This is a genomic window from Streptomyces sp. NPDC059875 (assembly GCF_042731085.1).
Lineage (GTDB): Bacteria > Actinomycetota > Actinomycetes > Streptomycetales > Streptomycetaceae > Streptomyces.
On sequence record NZ_JBHWJZ010000031.1, the window covers coordinates 73,161 to 90,202 of the forward strand.

Below are 17,042 nucleotides of genomic sequence, written 5' to 3' on the forward strand. Positions count from 1 at the left end.
GGTGACGACCATGGCCACGACCGCGATGCTCGCCAAGGCCAAGGCCAAGGCCGAGGACAAGGCCGAGGACCGTACGGCGGTGACGCACGCCGCCCGTATCGAGCACGTCTCGAAGTCCTTCGGCGGACCCGCCGACGCGCAGCTCGTGCTCGACGACATCTCGCTCGATGTCGCCCCGGGCGAGTTCGTCACCCTCCTGGGAGCCTCCGGGTGCGGCAAGTCCACGCTGCTCAACCTGGTCGCGGGGCTGGACTCGCCCACCGCCGGTTCCATCACGACGGCCGGTCGGCCGGCGCTGATGTTCCAGGAGCACGCGCTGTTCCCGTGGCTCACCGCGGGCAAGAACATCGAACTGGCCCTGCGGCTGCGCGGGGTGCCGAAGGCCGAGCGCCGCCCGGAGGCGGAGCGCCTGCTCGAACTCGTGCGGCTCTCCGGCTCGTACGGCAAGCGGGTGCACGAGCTGTCCGGCGGCATGCGGCAGCGGGTCGCGCTCGCCCGGGCACTCGCCCAGGATTCACAACTGCTGCTGATGGACGAGCCGTTCGCCGCGCTCGACGCCATCACCCGGGACGTCCTGCACGACGAGCTGTCCCGCATCTGGCGGGAGACGAAGCTGTCGGTCCTCTTCGTCACCCACAACGTGCGCGAGGCCGTGCGGCTCGCCGAGCGCGTGGTGCTGCTGTCGTCCCGGCCGGGGCGGATCGCCCGGGAGTGGACCATCGACATCCCGCAGCCGCGCCGTATCGAGGACGCCGCCGTGGCGGAGCTGTCCGTCGAGATCACCGAAGAACTGCGCGAGGAGATCCGCCGTCATGGCCAGCACTGAGACGAAGACCGACGATCTGGCCGGTCTGGAGGCGGGCCTCGACGCCCTCGACACCGTGCAGGTCCGGCGGACCCCGGTGCGCGAGGTCCTCCTGAAGAAGGTCCTGCCGCCGGTCCTCGCCGTGGTGCTCGTGGTGGCGGTGTGGCAGCTGCTCGTGACCCTGAAGGTCACCGACGAGGGCAAGCTGCCCGCACCGTCCGCTGTCTGGGACAGCCTGGCCACGATGTGGATGGAGGGCACGCTCCTCGACGTCCTGTGGACCAGCGTCTCCCGGGCCCTGCTCGGCTTCCTCCTCGCCTTGGCGATCGGCACACCGCTCGGCCTGCTCGTCGCCCGGGTGGGCGTGGTGCGCACCGCGATCGGCCCGATCCTCTCCGGTCTGCAGTCGCTGCCCTCGGTGGCCTGGGTGGCGCCCGCGGTGCTGTGGCTGGGCCTCAACGACCAGATGATGTACGCGGTGATCCTGCTGGGTGCGGTGCCGTCGATCGCCAACGGCCTGGTGGCGGGCGTGGATCAGGTACCGCCGCTGTTCCTGCGCGCCGGGCAGACCCTCGGCGCGACCGGGCTCAAGGGCGCCTGGCACATCGTGATGCCGGCCGCGCTGCCCGGCTACCTGGCCGGGCTCAAGCAAGGCTGGGCCTTCTCCTGGCGCTCGCTGATGGCCGCCGAGATCATCGCCTCCTCCCCCGACCTCGGCCTCGGACTGGGCCAGTTGCTGGAGAACGGGCGCAACAACTTCGACATGCCCGGCATCTTCCTGGCGATCATCCTGATCCTGCTCGTGGGCGTCGCCATCGACCTGCTGCTGTTCAGCCCGCTCGAGCGCGCGGTGCTGCGCCGCCGCGGCCTGCTGGTGAAGGGCTGAGCATGGGCGGTGATGTCGTCGTCGCGCCGTACCGTGTTGTGGGCCCCGGCGAGGATCGTGCCGTCCGGGCCGGCCAGCAGGGAGCCGTGCGGCGAGTCGCCGAGGGCGACGGCACGGGGTCATTGGTACGGCGCAACACATCTTGGGCGGGTGTCCGTGCCATCCGACAAAGACAGGGCCCTGTCCTGGCGGGCGGCATCCGCTGCCAGGGACGATGCCGTCATGGCCACTGACCACGACCTCGTGTCCGTGCGGGCGCCGCTCTCCGCCCCCTTGGCGTTCGCCGTTGGAGCGGCCGTGGGGGTGCTGGGCGGGATGATCGGGCTGGGCGGTGCGGAGTTCCGGCTGCCGTTGCTGATCAACGTGTTCGGGTTCGCCGCGCTCTCGGCGGTCATCCTGAACAAGGCGGTGAGCCTGGTGGTGGTCCTGGTCGCGCTGCCCGCCCGGATGGCGGCGGTTCCCGCCTCGGAAGTGGCCGCGCACTGGCCCGTCGCCGTCAACCTCCTGGCCGGAAGTCTGCTCGGTGCCTGGGCCGGAGCGGCCTGGGCGGTGAGCATGCGCAGTGCCACTCTCTACAGGGTGCTGGCCGGGCTGATGGTGCTCATGGCGGCGGCCCTGGTCGCCAGCCACAGCGCCACGCCGGGAACGCTCGCGCTGCCAGTGTGGGCGCAGGTCACCTGCGGGGTCGTCGCCGGGTTCGGCATCGGGGTGGTCGCGGCGATCATGGGCGTGGCCGGCGGCGAGCTGCTGATTCCGACGATCGTGCTGCTGTTCGCCGTGGACATCAGGGCGGCGGGCAGCCTGTCGCTGCTGGTGTCCTTGCCGACGATGCTGGTGGCCTTCGCCCGCTACAGCCGTGACGGCAGCTTCGCGGTGCTTGGCGCCAACCTCCGCTTCGCCGCGGTCATGAGCATGGGCTCCGTCGCCGGTGCCGTGCTGGGCGGGGTGCTCCTCGGGGTGATCCCCGACCTGGTGCTCATCCCGGTCCTGGCCGTGGTCCTGCTCGTCTCCGCGCTCAAACTCGCCCGTCATCGCTGACGCCACCGCTCTGCCGAGATCGCCATGCCGACCCGGCGCAGCACCGGTCAGAGGTCGTCTTCGACCGCGCGACGCCGGCGCGCGGCACCGCGCCTTCGAGGTCCGCAGCTGCGCACGCCGGAGCCCGCCCACCGTCGTCGCGACGCGGGGATACTGGCGCACCGCACCGGAGTTGTGTTCTCCTGAAGCCGTGAGCCTGCTCGTGATGCGTCGACACGTGGACTACGTGCGCGTCACGGCCATGGCCTGTTCCGGCTGACACCGAGGCCTCGTCCCGGCGTCCGGACACCGACGCGCTCGCCCCGAAGGGCTCCTGGGCGCCCCTCCGACGGCCTCGTTCCGCCCCGTGGTCCGTTCCCCCTGCCTTCCGGCCCCCCGCCTTGGGGCTTTCGGCTTCCTGGCACTGGACACGGGGCCGTGCACACCACACCATCCACCGCACCAGGAGGAGACGCATGAGCGTCCATGACATCCCCGACGCGCGCGAAGCCGTCGACAACAACGACGACCACGACGACCACGCCGGCGTTCCCGATCCGGAGGTCTTCGCTGCGGAATGGCAGGAGTGGCACCGGGTCAAGGACGCCCGGCTCGCGTCGGAGCACGGCTTCCTCGCGGTCACCGGTCTGCACTGGCTCTCCGCCGAGCCCCAGAGTTTCCCCGGCGTACCGGGGACCTGGTCGACGGGACCCGACGGGGTCGCCGTGTCGCTCGACGAGGGGACGGAACTCGTCGTCGCCGGCGTGGTGGTGCGCGGGCGGCACCTCTTCGGCGTCGTTCCGGAGCGCGGCGGTGTCGACGCCGTCTGGGGCGACACCGTGATCGAGGTCGCCAAGCGCGGCGGCCACGATGTCGTCCGGCCGCGGCACCCCGACCACCCGCTGCGGGTCGCCTTCACTGGGACGCCCGCGTACGCGCCCGATCCGCGCTGGGTGGTCACGGGCCGCTACGAGGCCTTCGACGAGCCGCGACCGACCACGGTCGGCGCCTCCGTCGAAGGCCTTCGGCACGTGTACGACGCTCCGGGCCGCGTCGTCTTCCGGCTGAACGGAAAGGAGTTGAGCCTGACCGCCTTCAACGGGCAGGCACCCGGGAGCCTCACGGTGCTGTTCACCGACGAGACCTCGGGCGTCACCACGTACGCGGCCAACCGCCAGCTCGGCGTGACCGCGCCCGGTCCCGACGGCACGGTGGTGCTCGACTTCAACCGCGCCACCAATCTGCCCTGCGCCTACACCGACTTCGCGACCTGCCCGCTGCCGCCGGCCGAGAACCGGCTGCCCGTCGCGATCGAGGCCGGCGAGCGGATCCCCCGCGAGCGCGGCCCGGTCTCCTAGCGGAAGCCTGCGGAAGGAAACGGCTCGGATTGTTGCCGCGACGTGACGGCGTCATGGCCGCCTCGTGGCGATGCCTTCCGCCTACGGGTGGAGCCGCCCGGCAACGCCTAACATCCCGGGGACGGCCCCGCCGCTGGTGGTGCGGGGCCGTCCCCCGTCTCTGCCAAGGGCAGGTTTCTCATGAGTATTTCCAGCATCCTCAGCGTCGACGAGGCCGAGCCACGGCTGCCCGAGCTGAGGGTGGTCGACGTCCGTACTCCCGGCGAGTTCGCCTCCGGCCACGTGCCGGGCGCCGTCAACGTTCCCCTGGAGCGCGTCGAGGGCAGCCTGGCGGAGCTGCGGAGCGCCGCCGAGAGCGGACCGCTGCTCCTGGTGTGCGCCTCGGGCGCCCGCTCCGAGAAGGGCGCCGCGGTCCTCGCCTTCCACGGGCTCGCGGCCGCGAGCCTCACCGGCGGTCTCCGGGCCTGGGCCGCCGCCGGCCACCGGCTCGAGCACCCGCCCGGTCCCGTACGCGCTGTCTGGGGGATGGAGCGTCAGGTGCGCTTCACCGCAGGCGCCCTCGTGCTGCTCGGTCTGGTCCTCGGGCTGCTCGTGCATCCGGCGTTCCAGGTGCTGTCGGCGGCGATCGCAGGAGGCCTGGTGTTCTCGGCGCTCACCGACACCTGCGGCATGGCGGTGGTCCTCGGCCGGCTTCCCTTCAACCGGCGCGGCGCGGCACCTCAGGGGTGACCCGCGCCGCCGCTCCCGCCGCGGTCATCCTCTGTGCGACGGCTCCCCGGACCGATCCGGCCGAGCAGCGCGGTGAGGAGCACCGCCGTCAGGGTGCCGGCGACGACGCCGCTGCCCAGGATCGTACGGGCCCATCCGGGAAACCCCGCGTACAGGTCCGGGCTGAGCAGCGGCAGCAGTCCCGCGGTCAGCGCGAGCGCGGCCGTCAGGGTGCCCGTCCCCGTGCCGGACAGATCGGCGCGGCGGAGCATCTCCACGCCCATCACGGCGATGACGGCGTAGACGACGAGGGCGGAGCCGCCCACGACGGCCTCGGGTATGCCGGCCAGCCCCCGGGACACCGGCGTGGCCAGGCCGAGGACGATCAGGAGGACTCCGGCCCCGGCGGTCACGAAGCGGCTGCGGACACCGGTGAGCCGGCCGATGCCGATGTTCTCGGCGCTCGTGACCATGAGGGACGTACCGAAAAGGCCGCCGGCCAGGGAGACCAGGGCGTCGGCGCGGGCGACGCGCGGAACGTCCCGTTCGGGGGCGGGAGTCCGGCCGACGGTCTCGCTGTTGAGCACGGTCTGTCCGGTGATCTCGGCCAGCGTGGTGAGGCTGAACACGAGCAGCGGAAGGGCGGCCACCAGGTCGAACCGGGGTGTCCCGAAGGGCAGGAACGCGGGCAACGCGAAGCCGCTGCCCGCCGCGGGGGCGAAGGCCCCGAGCCCGGTCGTCACCGCCACGACGGTGCCCGCCGCCATCCCGATGAGGACGGAGGTCTGACGCCAGACGCCGCGCAGCAGCACGTACGCGGCGACGGTGAACGCGACCGTGAGCGCGGCGAGGAGCACCGCGCGCGGCTCGCCCGTACCGTCAGGGCCGGTGACGAGCCGGGCGGCGACCCGGATCATCGCGATCCCGATGAGCAGCACGGTCACGCCCATGACCAGGGGCGGGAAGAGCCGTACGACACGGGCGTACAGCGGCAGTACGGCCAGGAGCAGCGCCGCCGCCAGGAGGACGGCGCCGGCGGCGGTCGGCGCCCCGTGTTCCTGCGCGATCTGGAGGAAGAGCGCGGTCGCGGCGCCGCCGGGCAGCATGACGAACGGGAGCCGGCCGCCGATCCGCCACACGCCGAGGGACTGGAGCAGGGCGCCCGCTCCGCAGAGCAGGAGAACGGCGCTGAGCAGCGAGGCCGTCGCGCCGGGCGGCATCTTCAGGGTGCCGGCGACGAGGAAGACGGTGGAGACCGGCGCGGCGATCATCGCCAGGACGTGCTGGGCCGACAGCGGTACGAGTCGCCGCAACGGCACCGGTGCGTCGACGGCTTCGACAGAGCGGGTGGCAGCCGGGGCCGGGGTGGTCGTCATGCCGTCGCCTCCAGCCACGGGATGTCGGCCGCGGCGTAACGGTGGGCGCGGAAGACGGCGTTGGGCTCGGAGGGGAACAGACCCCGTACCTCGCTCTCGCCGTAGCCGGCGAAGTACGGGACGACGTACTCCCAGCACAGGTAGCCGTCCTTCGTCACCTCGAACAGCCTCCCGGACGGAGAGTCGGTGACGAGGGTGTTGCCGTTCGGCAGGCGCTGCGCGGAGCCCATGAAGGGCGCGAAGAAGAACTCGCGGGCCGGGTCGTGGTACTCCCACACGATGTCACCACCTGCCCGGTCGATCTCGACGACCCGGGAGTACGGCACATCGTGGCCGGGCCGGAAGACGCCGTTGTCGAAGACCAGCAGCCGGCCGTCGTCCAGTTCGGTGGGCGCGTGCTGCTGGCTGACCGTGCCGGGGCGGCTGTGCCAGAGGATCTCGCCGGTCTCGCGGCTGATGACGACGACGGCCGAGACGCTGCGCAGGCTGGCGAGGATGTTGCCGTCCCGCAGCGGTGTCACGCTGTTGATCAGGGGCCAGTGCTCGCGTGCGTACGCCTCGTGCAGCGGGAACTCCTCGCGGTCCAGGTGCTCCGCCACCCGCCAGGACCACAGGAGTTCACCGTCCGGGCCGACCTCCTTGATGGTGTCGGCCCAGACGACACCGTCCGCGGCTTCGGAGCCGGGCACTCCGCCCCGTACCGCCGCGGCCTCGGCTCCGGTCAGGGGTTCGAGGGCGGTGTAGAGGATGCGGCCGTCGTCGAGATGGTGGGCGTCGTGGTGCTGGAAGGGGTCACGGTGCTCGCGCAGCACGGTTCCGTCGGGTGCCGCCCGGAGCATGACGCCTCCCCGGTACTTGTGCCACATCGGGAAGAGGGCCTTCTCGCCCGGGAGTACGCCGTTGTAGGCGAGGGTTCCATCGGCGAGCAGGCGGGCGTGGCGGCCGGGGCGGTAGGGCAGGTCCCAACGGTGGACGGTGCGGCCGTGGAGGTCGATCAGATAGACCTCTCCGCTGCCGGTGAGCGGGGCGAAGAGGGTGTAGCCGTCGGACACGGCCGTCTCGTCGAGGGCGATGAGGCCGGTGGGACGGCGGCGGCGCGAATTCTGGTCGATCGGGGGCACGTCGGAACTCCTCGCGTCAAACTTTCTTTGATGAGAACAACTGACTTTGACGGTAGAGACGTTGTGTGACGGGCGTATGTCGGGAGTACGAAACCGTCTCAGGGTTCCTGGCGCGGGCCGCGTAAGGTGCCATCAGGCGCCGTCGACCTGGGAGAACGGCGCCGCGGGGCGGGGAAGGACGGGACGATCCGTGGATGCCGCGAACACACCGCGGGTGGGTGCTGCCGTACGCCGTCGACGCCGGGCACTCGACCTGACGCTCGCCGAGGTGGCGGGGCGCAGTGGGCTGTCCTCCCCGTTCCTCAGCCAGATCGAGAACGACCGGGCGCGCCCGAGCATGCGGTCGCTGCAGCGGATCGCGGACGCTCTCGGCACGACGGCGGTGCAGTTGCTCGCTGCCTCCGACGAGACCCGCACGGTGGACGTGGTGCGCGCCGGCGACGACAGCGGCCTCGAACGGGAGGCGCGCGTCCGGCCGGTGGTGCGCGGCCGCCATCAGCTGCACGCGCTGGAGTTCGTCGGCGAGCACGAGGCGGACCGCGAGTTCCAGCACCGCAACGACGAGCTGATGTACGTGGCGGACGGCTCGGTGGAGGTGGAGGCGGACGGCCGGGTCCACCGGCTGGGGCGCGGGGACACGCTGCTGCTGTCCGGCGGCGTCCGGCACCGCTGGCGCACCACCGAACCGGGCTCGCGGGTCCTGGTGGTCGCGGTCGGCGACCATGTGGAGGTACTGGAGTCCTGACGGGGCAAGGCCGTGCGCCTGTGCGCCGTCCCGCGCTCGTGGGAGGAGCGAGGCAAGCGACCGGCCCCGTCGCCGCGCGCGCCTGCCAGGCCCGTCTGGTGTGTCTCGGTCCGCCGGGACCCGTCCCGGGGCCCGTCGCGGGGCCCGTCCCGAGGCCCGTCCCGAGGCCCCTCCCGAGGCCCGTCCCGGGGGGCCGTCGCGGGGCCGTCCCGGGGCCGTCCCAGCGCCCATCCGCCGGACCGGCGGACGACACCGCCGCCCCGGAAACCACCGGGAGACCGCCGGGCCCCGGCGGACACGACTCCGCCGGGCGGCCGCACGCGGAAGCCGCCGGACGGTCCGACGCGGCCGGCTCAGCCCCGCGACAGCTCGCCGAGCAGCTTCCAGGTGCGGCGCCGGTCGTCCTCGCCACTCAGGTCCGTCGCGGTGAAGACCACCTCGGTCGCCCCCGCTTCGCGGTAGCGCCGCACTTCGGCGGCGACGGTCTCCTCGTCGCCGAGGACGGCCAGGTCGGCGGCCCGGTCGGCGCCGGAGAGCTCGATGACGCGCTGGTAGGACGGCACCCGCTCATAGAGCGCGAGTGCCTCGGTCGCCTGCCGCCGCACGCCCTCGGGGTCGGCCGTGACCGCCCCGGGCACGAGCGCCACGATCCGGGGCGCGGGCCGGCCCGCCGCCTCCGCGGCGGCGGTCACGGCCGGGACGATGTGCTCGGCGAGCGCACGCGGACCGGCCAGGAACGGCAGGACCCCGTCGGCGAGTTCACCGCTGACGCGCAGGGCCTGCGGCCCCATCGCGGCGACCAGTACCGGCACCGGCGGCTGTGCCCCCGGAACCGCCGCCGAGTACGGCGTCGTCGCGGTGAGCAGCTCCCCGTGGAAGTCGGCTTCGCCCGTTTCGAGCAGGGGCCGCAGGGCAGTGAGGAACTCCCGGAGCAGACCGATGGGCCGCCGGTACGGCAGGCCGAATCCGGTCTCGGTGAGGTGCCGGGTGCCGAGGGCGAGCCCGAGGTGGTAGCGGCCGCCGGTGGCGGCCTGGGCCGTCTGGGCCTGGCTGGAGACGAGCAGCGGATGGCGGCCGAAGATCGGGATCGCGGCCGTCCCCACGTGCAGGCCCGGCACCTCGCGCCCGACGATCGCGGCCAGCGAGGGCGAGTCGTACGCGAAGGACTGACCGAACCACACGGAGTGCAGACCGGCGTCCCGCGCTTCGCGCGCGAGCCGCACGGTGCTGTCGACGGGGAGCTGTCGGGAGGTCGAGCTGAGCGTTACTCCGAGAGTCATGTTCGCCGCAACCGGCGGCTCCAGTCCTTGAATTCCGGCTCCGTGTGAACATCGTGTGGCGCATTCTCTCCCCGTCCGGTCCGGTTCGGGTGCCGTCACACGCTCTTCATGCCGTGTGCATGGTCCTGGTGCGGCTCTCCCGCCCATGATCGGCAGAACGCCCGTACCCCGCACCCACCCCGCTCACCCGCACCCGAGGAGCCGTCAGCCATGCCCAGCCGCCGTACCTTCCTGGCCGGTTCGACCGCCGCGCTCGGTCTGGCCGCCGTCACCGCCGCCCCCGCGGAGTCGGCGCAGGCAACGTCCAGGCCGACGGACTCCGATGTGGCGGAGGCATCGGCCACCCGGCCGCCGAACTTCGTCGTCATCCTCGCCGACGACCTCGGCTACGGAGAGCTCGGCGCCTACGGCCAGAAGCTGATCACCACCTCCCGCCTGGACCGGCTCGCCGCCGAGGGACTCCGCTTCACCGACGCCTACTCCACCGCCGCCGTCTGCGCCCCGTCACGTGGCTCCCTGCTGACCGGACTCCACACCGGCCACTCCACGGTCCGCGCCAACCCCTCCTCCGGTGGCCAGGGTTCACTCACCGCCGACGACACCACCTTCGCCGAGGTGCTCCGGGCCCGCGGCTACCGCACCGCTGTGATCGGCAAGTGGGGCTTCGGACCGGAAGCCGCCGGCCAGGACAGTCACCCGGCCGCCCGCGGCTTCGAGGAGTTCTACGGCTACATCGACCACAGCCACGCCCACCAGTACTACCCCGCGTACCTCTGGCACAACGACGTGAAGGAACCCATCCCCGCCAACGCCGGCGGCGTGAAGGCGGTGTACGCCCCGGACCTCCTGGAGCAGCGCGCCCTGGAGTTCATCGGCGCCCACACCTCTGAGCCGTTCCTCCTGCTGCTCACCCCGAACGTGCCGCACGCCCCCAGCGACATCCCCGACTCCAGCGCCTACGCCGACCGGACCTGGACGGCCGCGAACAAGGGGCACGCGGCCCAGGTCACGTACTTCGACTCGCTCGTCGGCAAGGTGGTCGACCGGCTCCGGGAGGTCGGCCTGGAGCAGGACACCATCGTCCTCGTCACGAGCGACAACGGCCCCCACGAGGAGGGCGGGGTCAATCCCGACCTGTTCGACGCGAACGGCCCGCTGCGCGGCTACAAGCGCAACCTCTACGAAGGCGGCGTACGCGTCCCCCTCATCGCCTGGGGCCCCGGCCGGGTCCGCCAGGGCACCAGCGACCGCCCCACCCCGCTGACCGACGTGCTCCCCACCCTGGCCGAGCTCGGCGGTGCCCCCTCCCCCACCGATGTGGACGGGCTGTCCGCCGCTCCCCTCCTCGCCGGTAGCGTCGTCTCGGCGCGCCACGGACACCTGTACTGGTTCCGCGACGAGCGGGGCGTCACCAGCCGGGCCAACTCGCAGGACGGCGGGCGTGCCACCTGGCTCGCCGAGGCGGTCCGCCGGGACAACTGGAAGGCCGTGCGCTTCGCCCCCGAGCGGGACCACACCCTCCCCGACGAGCAGTGGCAGGTGGAGCTGTACGACCTGGCCACCGACATCGGCGAGACCCGCAACATCGTCGACAAGCACCCGGCCAAGGCCACGGAACTGGTGGCGTTGATGCGCTCCTCCTGGAAGGACAGCTATCCGCGCATCCCGTTCGGAACCCGTCTGACCCTGCCCGGTCTGGCCGTCCCCGGCCAGGCGTTCACCGTGACGGCCACCCTCGACAACGGCTCCTCCCGCCCGTGGAACGCGGCCTCGCTCGCCCTGCACGCCCCCGACGGCTGGATCGTGGCCCCCGCCTCCCCGACCACGGCGGACCAGCTCGCCACCGGCAGTCGGCTCACCGCCTCCTGGCAGGTCACCCCGCCCTCGAACGCCGCCCCCGCGACCACGTGGACGCTCGCCGCGGAAGGCAGCGCCCTCACCCCGGCCGGCCCGGTCCGCTACCCGGCCACGGGCACGATCCCGACCCCGCCCCCTGCCCCCACCCGCGACTCCTACCTCTCCGACCTCGCCTGGATCAGCGCCACCAACGGCTGGGGACCGGTGGAACGCGACACCTCCAACGGCAAGAACGCCGCCGGCGACGGCCCGCTGATCTCCTTCGGCGGTACGACCTACTCCAAGGGCCTGGGCGTCCACGCGCCCAGCGACATCGCGTACCACCTCGGCGGTGCCGCACTCCGTTTCACCGCCCTGGTCGGCATCGACGACTTCTCCGCCAAGCAGAGCAACGTCGGCGCCACCCGCGCCAAGGTCTACGGCGACGGCCGCCTGCTGCTGACGACCCCCACGCTCACGGCGGCCACCGGCCCCGTCGGTGTCGACCTGGACGTGCGGGGGGTGCGCGTCCTGCGGCTGGTCGTCGAGGACGCCAACAACCGCACGTCCTTCGACCACACCTCCTGGGCCCTGGCCCACATCACCGTGGGCTGACCTCCCGCGCCCGCACGCCAGAGGCCGTTTCGGAACACTCCGAAACGGCCTCTTCCACAGCACGGCGGACGGACGGTGCTACGCAGGGTCGGCGGCCACCCGGAACCCGATGTTGCCGGTCGAACTGTCGGGCGTGTTGGAGCTGCGGGCGGCCACCCGGTAGCGGTTGCAATAGGAGTCGTGGCACAGGTACGAGCCGCCGCGCATCGCCCGTGAACTCTCCTCGCCCGGGGTGAACCAGTCCGCGCACCACTCCCAGACGTTGCCGACCGTGTTGTAGAGCCCGAAGCCGTTGGGGCGGAAGGACTTCACGGGGCCCGTGCCCACGTAGCCGTCGGCGGCGGTGTTGAGGTCCGGGAAGTCGCCCTGCCAGATGTTGCACATGTGGCGGCCGCCGGGCGTGAGCTCGTCACCCCACGGGTACCGGCGCTGCTCCAGGCCGCCTCGGGCCGCGTACTCCCACTCGGCCTCGGTGGGCAGGCGGGTGCCGGACCAGGCGCAGTAGGCCTGGGCGTCGTTCCAGGACACGTGGACAACGGGGTGGTTCTGCCGGTCGGTGACGTGGGAGCCAGGCCCCTCGGGGTGGCGCCAGCCGGCCCCCTCCACCGCCCGCCACCAGGGGACGGCTGCCACGGGCGGGGATACAGCGGCCACCTCCTCGCCGAGAAAGGCTCCGAACGTGAAGGAGAAGCCGAAGCGCTCGGCGTCGGTGACGTGTCCGGTCGCCTTGACGAACGTGGCGAACTGGGCGTTCGTCACGGTCGTGGACGCGATACGGAAGGGTTCGACGACGGCGTCGCGGACCGGCCCCTCGGCATCCTCCGGAACGCCTTCCGGGTCGTCGGTGCCCATGAGGAAGCGCCCACCGGACAGGGTGAGCAGCTGCCGGGCCACCCGGGAGGGCGCGGGCGCGGGGCGTGGCGGTGCGAGGGTCAGTACGGGGGCGTGGGCGTGACCTGGGGTGCAGCATTCGGGCATGACGGCTCCGTGGGAACGATGGGTGGCCGGCACCCGTGCCTTGCGACACGGGTGCCGGCCGGCGGTTCTGTGATGCGGGTCAGGCCACGCGGTCGGCGGCGAGCTGGGCGGCCAGGGCGGGGATGCCCAACGCCTGCTCCTCGGCCGGTGTGGCCTGATACAGCTTGTTGGTCAGCTGGTACGGGTCGTTCACCAGGTCGTAGTACTCGCGGAACTTCACCTGGCCGGTGCCGGACACCGTGCCGTTCGCGTCGGTCGTCAGGTCGTAGTACTCCGTGTACTGCTTGTCCTTGGCGACGTACGAGGACCAGGTCGGTGCCCCGCCGGTGCCGGTGCCCTGCTTCCACCACTCCACCAGCAGGTGGTCGCGACTGTAGGAGGAGAGCAGGGACCTGCCGTCCTGCGGGGCGCTCGGGGTGATGCCCGCCGCGTCCAGGATGGTCGGCGCGATGTCGATGTTGGCGACGACGCGGTTGTCCAGGGTCCCCGCGCCCCGCCCGCCGGCAGGCCAGGAGAGGTAGAACGGCACCTCGTGCGCCGGGCGGTAGGGCACCGACTTCGCGGTCCAGCCGTGGTCCCCCCAGCTGAAGCCGTTGTCGCCGATGTAGATGACCAGAGTGTTGTCGAGCTGCCCCAGGGCCTGGAGCTTGTCCTTGAACGCCTGCACCGCGTCGTCGACCGAGAGCAGGGTGCGCAGCTGCTCGGCGCGGATGGTCCGGCCGTCGGCGAGGGTGCCGGTGGCGTTCCTGATGTAGGCCGGCTTGTCGCTGCGGTCGTTCTCGGGGACGGAGGGGCGGCCGTTCCAGTCCGGGACCGGGGTGCCGGCGTACTTCGCCTCGGGGGTGCGCGGGCCGTGGGAAGCGTAGGGGGTGACCTACGCGAACCAGGGCCGGGGGTCGGCGGCGGCCTTGTCGAGGAAGTTCAGCGTGCGGTTCTTGACGATGGTGGTGGTGTAGCCGTTGATCGTCTGGACGGTGCCGTTGACGTTCCACTGGGCGTCGACGTATCCGGGCTGGAGGAGGGCGAAGTCCTCGAAGTGCGGCGGGTTGTCCGCCAGCGCCCAGGAGTTGAGGTACTTGCCGAACAGGCCGGTGCGGTAGCCCGCCTGCTTGAGGTACTTCTGCACAGTGGTGCTCTGGTCGAGCGCGTGCGAGGCGCCGTTGTTGCGCACGCCGTGGTTGTGGGCGTGGCGGCCGGAGAAGACGCTGGAGCGCGAGGGCGCGCACAGCGGGGTGGTGACGTGGCCGTTGGTGAACTTCACGCCCTGGTCGGCGAGCCAGGCGACGGTCTTGGGCAGGGCCCACTCGGTGTGCTTGGGCTGGTCGTCGGTGACGATCAGCAGGATGTTCGGGCGGGCGGCGGCAGCGGCGGGGCCGGCCCCGGCGATCTGTGCCAGGCCGGGTACGGCGGTCGCGACCGCCACGGCGGCGGCGCCGCCGAGAAAGCCTCTGCGGCTCACCGGGGGGCGTCGGTTCTCGCTCATGATGTCCATTCCTCCGGGGTGCGTCTGCACATGGGGGCACAGCGGACGAACGGACGATGGGTCAAGCCGTCGGCCGCGGTGCGAAAGGGGAAGAGACGGGAGTCAGGCGGGGCGCCAGGTGGGGATCCCGTGGGGGAGAGGGCGCGTTCAGCGCACCGGGGCGACCGTACAGAGGGCGCTCGCCGCGCCCCCTTGGTCGACGTGGCGGCGCGCAGTGAGGACTTCTGCTGCCATGACCACGACAGTAGGCGACGCGGAACCGTCCTTCCATATACGGCAGATGAAATAGGCGGACAGCGGGGCGGGCGCCGGACGCCGGGGTCGGTCTACTCGAAAGCCGCGGCCGCCTCCTTCAGGGCGGCGGCGACCGCGTCCGGGGCGTCGGGTCCGGGCGGGCCCGGGCGGTGGGTGACGGAGCGGATGCCGCCGGTGTGGCGGAAGGAGCGCCGGCGCTCGTACAGGGGCCAGGAGACCGGGGGCTTGCGGTCCACTCCGACGCCGATGCCCTGGAACGGGGCCATCCCGATGAGCTGGTGCACGCTGTCGGGAGCGGCCCGCTCCTCGGCGGTCGCGGTGAGCACGATCTCGTGGGGGTCCGGGGCCAGGGGGCCGGCGTCGGTCTCCTGGAGGCGTCCGAACTCGTCGTAGGCGAAGGCCAGTCGGCCGTCCTCGACGTACAGGCTGTAGCCGCCGCCCTGGTCGCCGTGGAAGACGAGGACGCCCTCGCCGGGTTCGTCGAGCAGGACCTCGACGGTGAAGGAGCGCAGGGAGACAAGCCTCGACGAGCGGTAGCACTCCAGCTCGGGGGTGCCACATGCCGTCGGGCTCCTGGACCGGGACGTGCCGCCGGCGCTCGGGGCGTTCGATCCCGGCGAGTTCGAGGAGGGTGGGGGCGATGTCGGTGACGTACTGGTACTGCGGCCGGATCCCGGGGGCGAGCCGGCCGCTGCGCACTCCCTCGGGCCAGGAGAGGACGAAGGGGACCCGGACGCCGCCCGCGTAGGTGTGCCGCTTGTAGAGACGGAAGGGGGTGTTGGAGGCCATGCCCCAGCCTCGCGGGTAGTGGACGAGACTGCGGGGGCCGCCGATGAGCTCCGGGTCGCGGTCGACGTCCGGGTCCCAGTCGCCGGGTAGGCGGGGGTGGACCGGTACGGCCACCTCAGCAGGACGGTCAGGAGCGCTGCCGTCAGGTCGTCGCGACGGCCGTGGGGCCGCACGGACTCACGCCAGGCCGAGCGACCGCAGTGCGCGGCGCTGGCTCGGTGCCGGCTTAGCGGGCCAGAAGACGTAGCAGACACCGCCCGTACCGCTTCTGGCCTTGCCGTTCGCGTCGTACCGCTTGGTCCGCAGCCAGATGTTCTCCCACTCGCGGCGTCGGTAGACCCTGCGTACGGCCTCGTTGTTGGGCGAGGCGGGGTCGTTGGCGATCACGTCGCCGGTCGGGGTGAAGCCGATGACGGTCATCAGATGGCCGGAGGTGCCGTAGCCGGCGCCGGTCAGCTCCTCCTTGCGGAAGGACTGTGACGTTATGGCTGGAATGCCCGCCCGGATCAAGGTCTCGAGGTCCGTGAGGGAGCGCAGCCGGGTCACGACGGCGTTCATGTCCGGGTAGGTGGCGGCGTAGGCGGCGTTGAAGGGCCAGTTGCCGCAGCCCTCGTACTGGTGGTCGAAGGTGAAGCGGGCGGCGTGGCAGACCTGGGGGTCGGCGAAGGCCGGGTCGACCCAGGCGAGGTCCTCGGTGCTCGGCCGGCGTCCCCAGTACTCGACGATCATCTGCGAGGAGGTCGGGCTGCACCAGGCCTCGCCGCCGTTGTCGTACTCGGGGTACTGGCCGACATGGGTGTTCTGCGAATACCGCGGGACGCTCAGCTCATGCGCGAGGCCGGGCACCGACGCCGGGACGGTGAAGCGGTCCGGGATGTCGGAGGCCATCGCGCCGAGTCGCCAGACCGTGGGCGTGAGCGCGGTGCCGGGCAGCCGGTAGAGGGTCAGCCGCAGCTGGTACGCGTCGAGGCGCAGTCCGCTCGCCGCGTCGTCGACGGAGAAGGTGTCGGTCCAGATCGAGCTCCTGCCGTCGCTCTGGTCGTCGACCGAGGTGCGCTTGATGTCGCCGTCCCCCGCCGCCCAGCGGCCCATCACGAACCAGGGGGTGGTGCTCGCGTCGTTGTACGTGCCGCGCAGCTCGATCTGGATCCAGGTGCCGGGCGGGGTGTCGGCGTTCCAGGAGGCGATGACCTCGGTGGCGGGGACGGTGGAGGTGTGGACCGGGGAGGTCCAGCTCGCGTACTCCCAGGTGGAGGTCGTACCGCCGTGCGGGTCGGCGTAGTCGAGACGGCCGGCGGGGGTGGCGATCACGAGTCCCGGCCGACGGCCGGCGACGGCCCGGGTGCCGGCGGAGTCACCGCAGCGCCAGTCGGTGTACGAGGTCCAGAAGCGGTTGTCGACGAGGCCGGGAGCGGCGTCGGCCGCCGGGGCGCCCGCGGCGTCGCGAGGCAGGGCGGTCGCCGGGGCGACGGAGGCCGCGGCCGTGCCGGCGGCGACCGCGAGGGCTGCGGTGAGGACGGTTCTGCGCGGGGTGGATCTGGTCATGGGCGGTGACCCCCAGTCGAGAACGGTTGAGGCGAACGGACGGGGCTGCGGGCGCGCGGGCGCGGCGCGGGTGCGCATGGCTAAGGGGAAGGGGAAGGGGAAGGAAGTGGTGCGGTGCCGGGCGTGGACCACTATCGCGGCTCAGCGAGGACTTCTGCCAGCGATTCGACCCGCGTCGCCGTACCAATATTGGTCTTCACCACTGGCGGCGCCATGCCCCTGACCTGCGTCGAACGACCTTCGTC

12 protein-coding genes and 3 pseudogenes are annotated in these 17,042 nt (G+C 72.3%); 7 read left to right on the forward strand and 8 right to left on the reverse strand.

Annotated features, from left to right (window positions below; all coding sequences use genetic code 11):
- The first annotated feature begins 10 nt into the window (after positions 1 to 10).
- Both ACFV9D_RS30505 and ACFV9D_RS30510 read left to right on the forward strand, forming a co-directional pair.
- A complete protein-coding gene (locus ACFV9D_RS30505) occupies positions 11 to 826 on the forward strand; it encodes an ABC transporter ATP-binding protein (RefSeq protein ID WP_385153274.1) in 816 nt (271 codons plus the stop codon).
- Positions 813 to 1,691 (forward strand): ABC transporter permease, encoded by an 879-nt coding sequence (locus tag ACFV9D_RS30510; RefSeq protein WP_385153277.1) that lies wholly within the window; start codon positions 813 to 815, stop codon positions 1,689 to 1,691. Before ACFV9D_RS30505 ends, ACFV9D_RS30510 begins: the two co-directional genes overlap by 14 nt.
- Here the strand turns inward: ACFV9D_RS30510 and ACFV9D_RS30515 are convergent.
- Positions 1,688 to 1,807 (reverse strand): annotated as a pseudogene (locus ACFV9D_RS30515) (nucleoside deaminase); the annotation flags it as partial. The gene ACFV9D_RS30510 and the pseudogene ACFV9D_RS30515 sit on opposite strands and share 4 nt — an antisense overlap.
- A gap of 106 nt (positions 1,808 to 1,913) precedes the next feature.
- On the opposite strand from ACFV9D_RS30515, the gene ACFV9D_RS30520 reads away from it, so the two are divergent.
- The 3 genes from ACFV9D_RS30520 to ACFV9D_RS30530 all read left to right on the forward strand — a co-directional run bounded on the left by ACFV9D_RS30520 (position 1,914) and on the right by ACFV9D_RS30530 (position 4,795).
- Complete coding sequence (locus tag ACFV9D_RS30520) at positions 1,914 to 2,729, forward strand: sulfite exporter TauE/SafE family protein (RefSeq protein ID WP_385153280.1); 816 nt, start codon at positions 1,914 to 1,916, stop codon at positions 2,727 to 2,729.
- A gap of 455 nt (positions 2,730 to 3,184) precedes the next feature.
- A complete protein-coding gene (locus tag ACFV9D_RS30525) occupies positions 3,185 to 4,066 on the forward strand; it encodes a DUF1684 domain-containing protein (RefSeq protein ID WP_385153282.1) in 882 nt (293 codons plus the stop codon).
- A gap of 180 nt (positions 4,067 to 4,246) precedes the next feature.
- A complete protein-coding gene (locus tag ACFV9D_RS30530; RefSeq protein ID WP_385153285.1) occupies positions 4,247 to 4,795 on the forward strand; it encodes a rhodanese-like domain-containing protein in 549 nt (182 codons plus the stop codon).
- On the opposite strand, the gene ACFV9D_RS30535 is transcribed toward ACFV9D_RS30530, so the two are convergent.
- Complete coding sequence (locus ACFV9D_RS30535; RefSeq protein WP_385153288.1) at positions 4,786 to 6,150, reverse strand: uracil-xanthine permease family protein; 1,365 nt, start codon at positions 6,148 to 6,150, stop codon at positions 4,786 to 4,788. The two genes, ACFV9D_RS30530 and ACFV9D_RS30535, sit on opposite strands and share 10 nt — an antisense overlap.
- A complete protein-coding gene (locus ACFV9D_RS30540; RefSeq protein WP_385153291.1) occupies positions 6,147 to 7,271 on the reverse strand; it encodes an arylsulfotransferase family protein in 1,125 nt (374 codons plus the stop codon). The genes ACFV9D_RS30535 and ACFV9D_RS30540 overlap by 4 nt, the downstream gene beginning before the upstream one ends.
- A gap of 190 nt (positions 7,272 to 7,461) precedes the next feature.
- Between ACFV9D_RS30540 and ACFV9D_RS30545 the strand changes: the two genes are divergently transcribed.
- Positions 7,462 to 8,016 (forward strand): helix-turn-helix domain-containing protein, encoded by a 555-nt coding sequence (locus ACFV9D_RS30545; protein WP_385153294.1) that lies wholly within the window; start codon positions 7,462 to 7,464, stop codon positions 8,014 to 8,016.
- Between the two features lie 353 nt (positions 8,017 to 8,369).
- Here the strand turns inward: ACFV9D_RS30545 and ACFV9D_RS30550 are convergent, their stop codons facing one another.
- Positions 8,370 to 9,296: an LLM class F420-dependent oxidoreductase gene (locus tag ACFV9D_RS30550; RefSeq protein ID WP_385153297.1), complete on the reverse strand. Its 927-nt coding sequence runs from the start codon at positions 9,294 to 9,296 to the stop codon at positions 8,370 to 8,372.
- Between the two features lie 210 nt (positions 9,297 to 9,506).
- Here ACFV9D_RS30550 and ACFV9D_RS30555 point away from each other — a divergent pair, with 210 nt between their 5' ends.
- A complete protein-coding gene (locus tag ACFV9D_RS30555) occupies positions 9,507 to 11,747 on the forward strand; it encodes a sulfatase-like hydrolase/transferase (protein ID WP_385153300.1) in 2,241 nt (746 codons plus the stop codon).
- 78 nt (positions 11,748 to 11,825) lie between these two features.
- Here the strand turns inward: ACFV9D_RS30555 and ACFV9D_RS30560 are convergent, their stop codons facing one another.
- The 4 genes and pseudogenes from ACFV9D_RS30560 to ACFV9D_RS30575 form a co-directional block, all read right to left on the reverse strand.
- Positions 11,826 to 12,725 (reverse strand): formylglycine-generating enzyme family protein, encoded by a 900-nt coding sequence (locus ACFV9D_RS30560; protein ID WP_385153303.1) that lies wholly within the window; start codon positions 12,723 to 12,725, stop codon positions 11,826 to 11,828.
- Positions 12,726 to 12,804: 79 nt separating this feature from the next.
- Positions 12,805 to 14,217: pseudogene (locus tag ACFV9D_RS30565) on the reverse strand (sulfatase).
- Between the two features lie 317 nt (positions 14,218 to 14,534).
- Positions 14,535 to 15,351, reverse strand: a pseudogene (locus ACFV9D_RS30570) (sulfatase-like hydrolase/transferase); the annotation flags it as partial.
- Between the two features lie 78 nt (positions 15,352 to 15,429).
- The gene (locus ACFV9D_RS30575) at positions 15,430 to 16,797 is read right to left on the reverse strand and encodes a peptidase C39 family protein (RefSeq protein WP_385153306.1); all 1,368 of its coding nucleotides are present in this window, start codon (positions 16,795 to 16,797) and stop codon (positions 15,430 to 15,432) included.
- Positions 16,798 to 17,042: the final 245 nt, after the last annotated feature.

Coding starts and splice junctions, on each gene's coding strand:
- ACFV9D_RS30505 (WP_385153274.1), top strand. CDS start 11: ATGGCCACGACCGCGATGCTCGCCAAGGCCAAGGCCAAGGCCGAGGAC.
- ACFV9D_RS30510 (WP_385153277.1), top strand. CDS start 813: ATGGCCAGCACTGAGACGAAGACCGACGATCTGGCCGGTCTGGAGGCG.
- ACFV9D_RS30520 (WP_385153280.1), top strand. CDS start 1,914: ATGGCCACTGACCACGACCTCGTGTCCGTGCGGGCGCCGCTCTCCGCC.
- ACFV9D_RS30525 (WP_385153282.1), top strand. CDS start 3,185: ATGAGCGTCCATGACATCCCCGACGCGCGCGAAGCCGTCGACAACAAC.
- ACFV9D_RS30530 (WP_385153285.1), top strand. CDS start 4,247: ATGAGTATTTCCAGCATCCTCAGCGTCGACGAGGCCGAGCCACGGCTG.
- ACFV9D_RS30535 (WP_385153288.1), bottom strand. CDS start 6,150: ATGACGACCACCCCGGCCCCGGCTGCCACCCGCTCTGTCGAAGCCGTC.
- ACFV9D_RS30550 (WP_385153297.1), bottom strand. CDS start 9,296: ATGACTCTCGGAGTAACGCTCAGCTCGACCTCCCGACAGCTCCCCGTC.
- ACFV9D_RS30555 (WP_385153300.1), top strand. CDS start 9,507: ATGCCCAGCCGCCGTACCTTCCTGGCCGGTTCGACCGCCGCGCTCGGT.
- ACFV9D_RS30560 (WP_385153303.1), bottom strand. CDS start 12,725: ATGCCCGAATGCTGCACCCCAGGTCACGCCCACGCCCCCGTACTGACC.
- ACFV9D_RS30575 (WP_385153306.1), bottom strand. CDS start 16,797: ATGACCAGATCCACCCCGCGCAGAACCGTCCTCACCGCAGCCCTCGCG.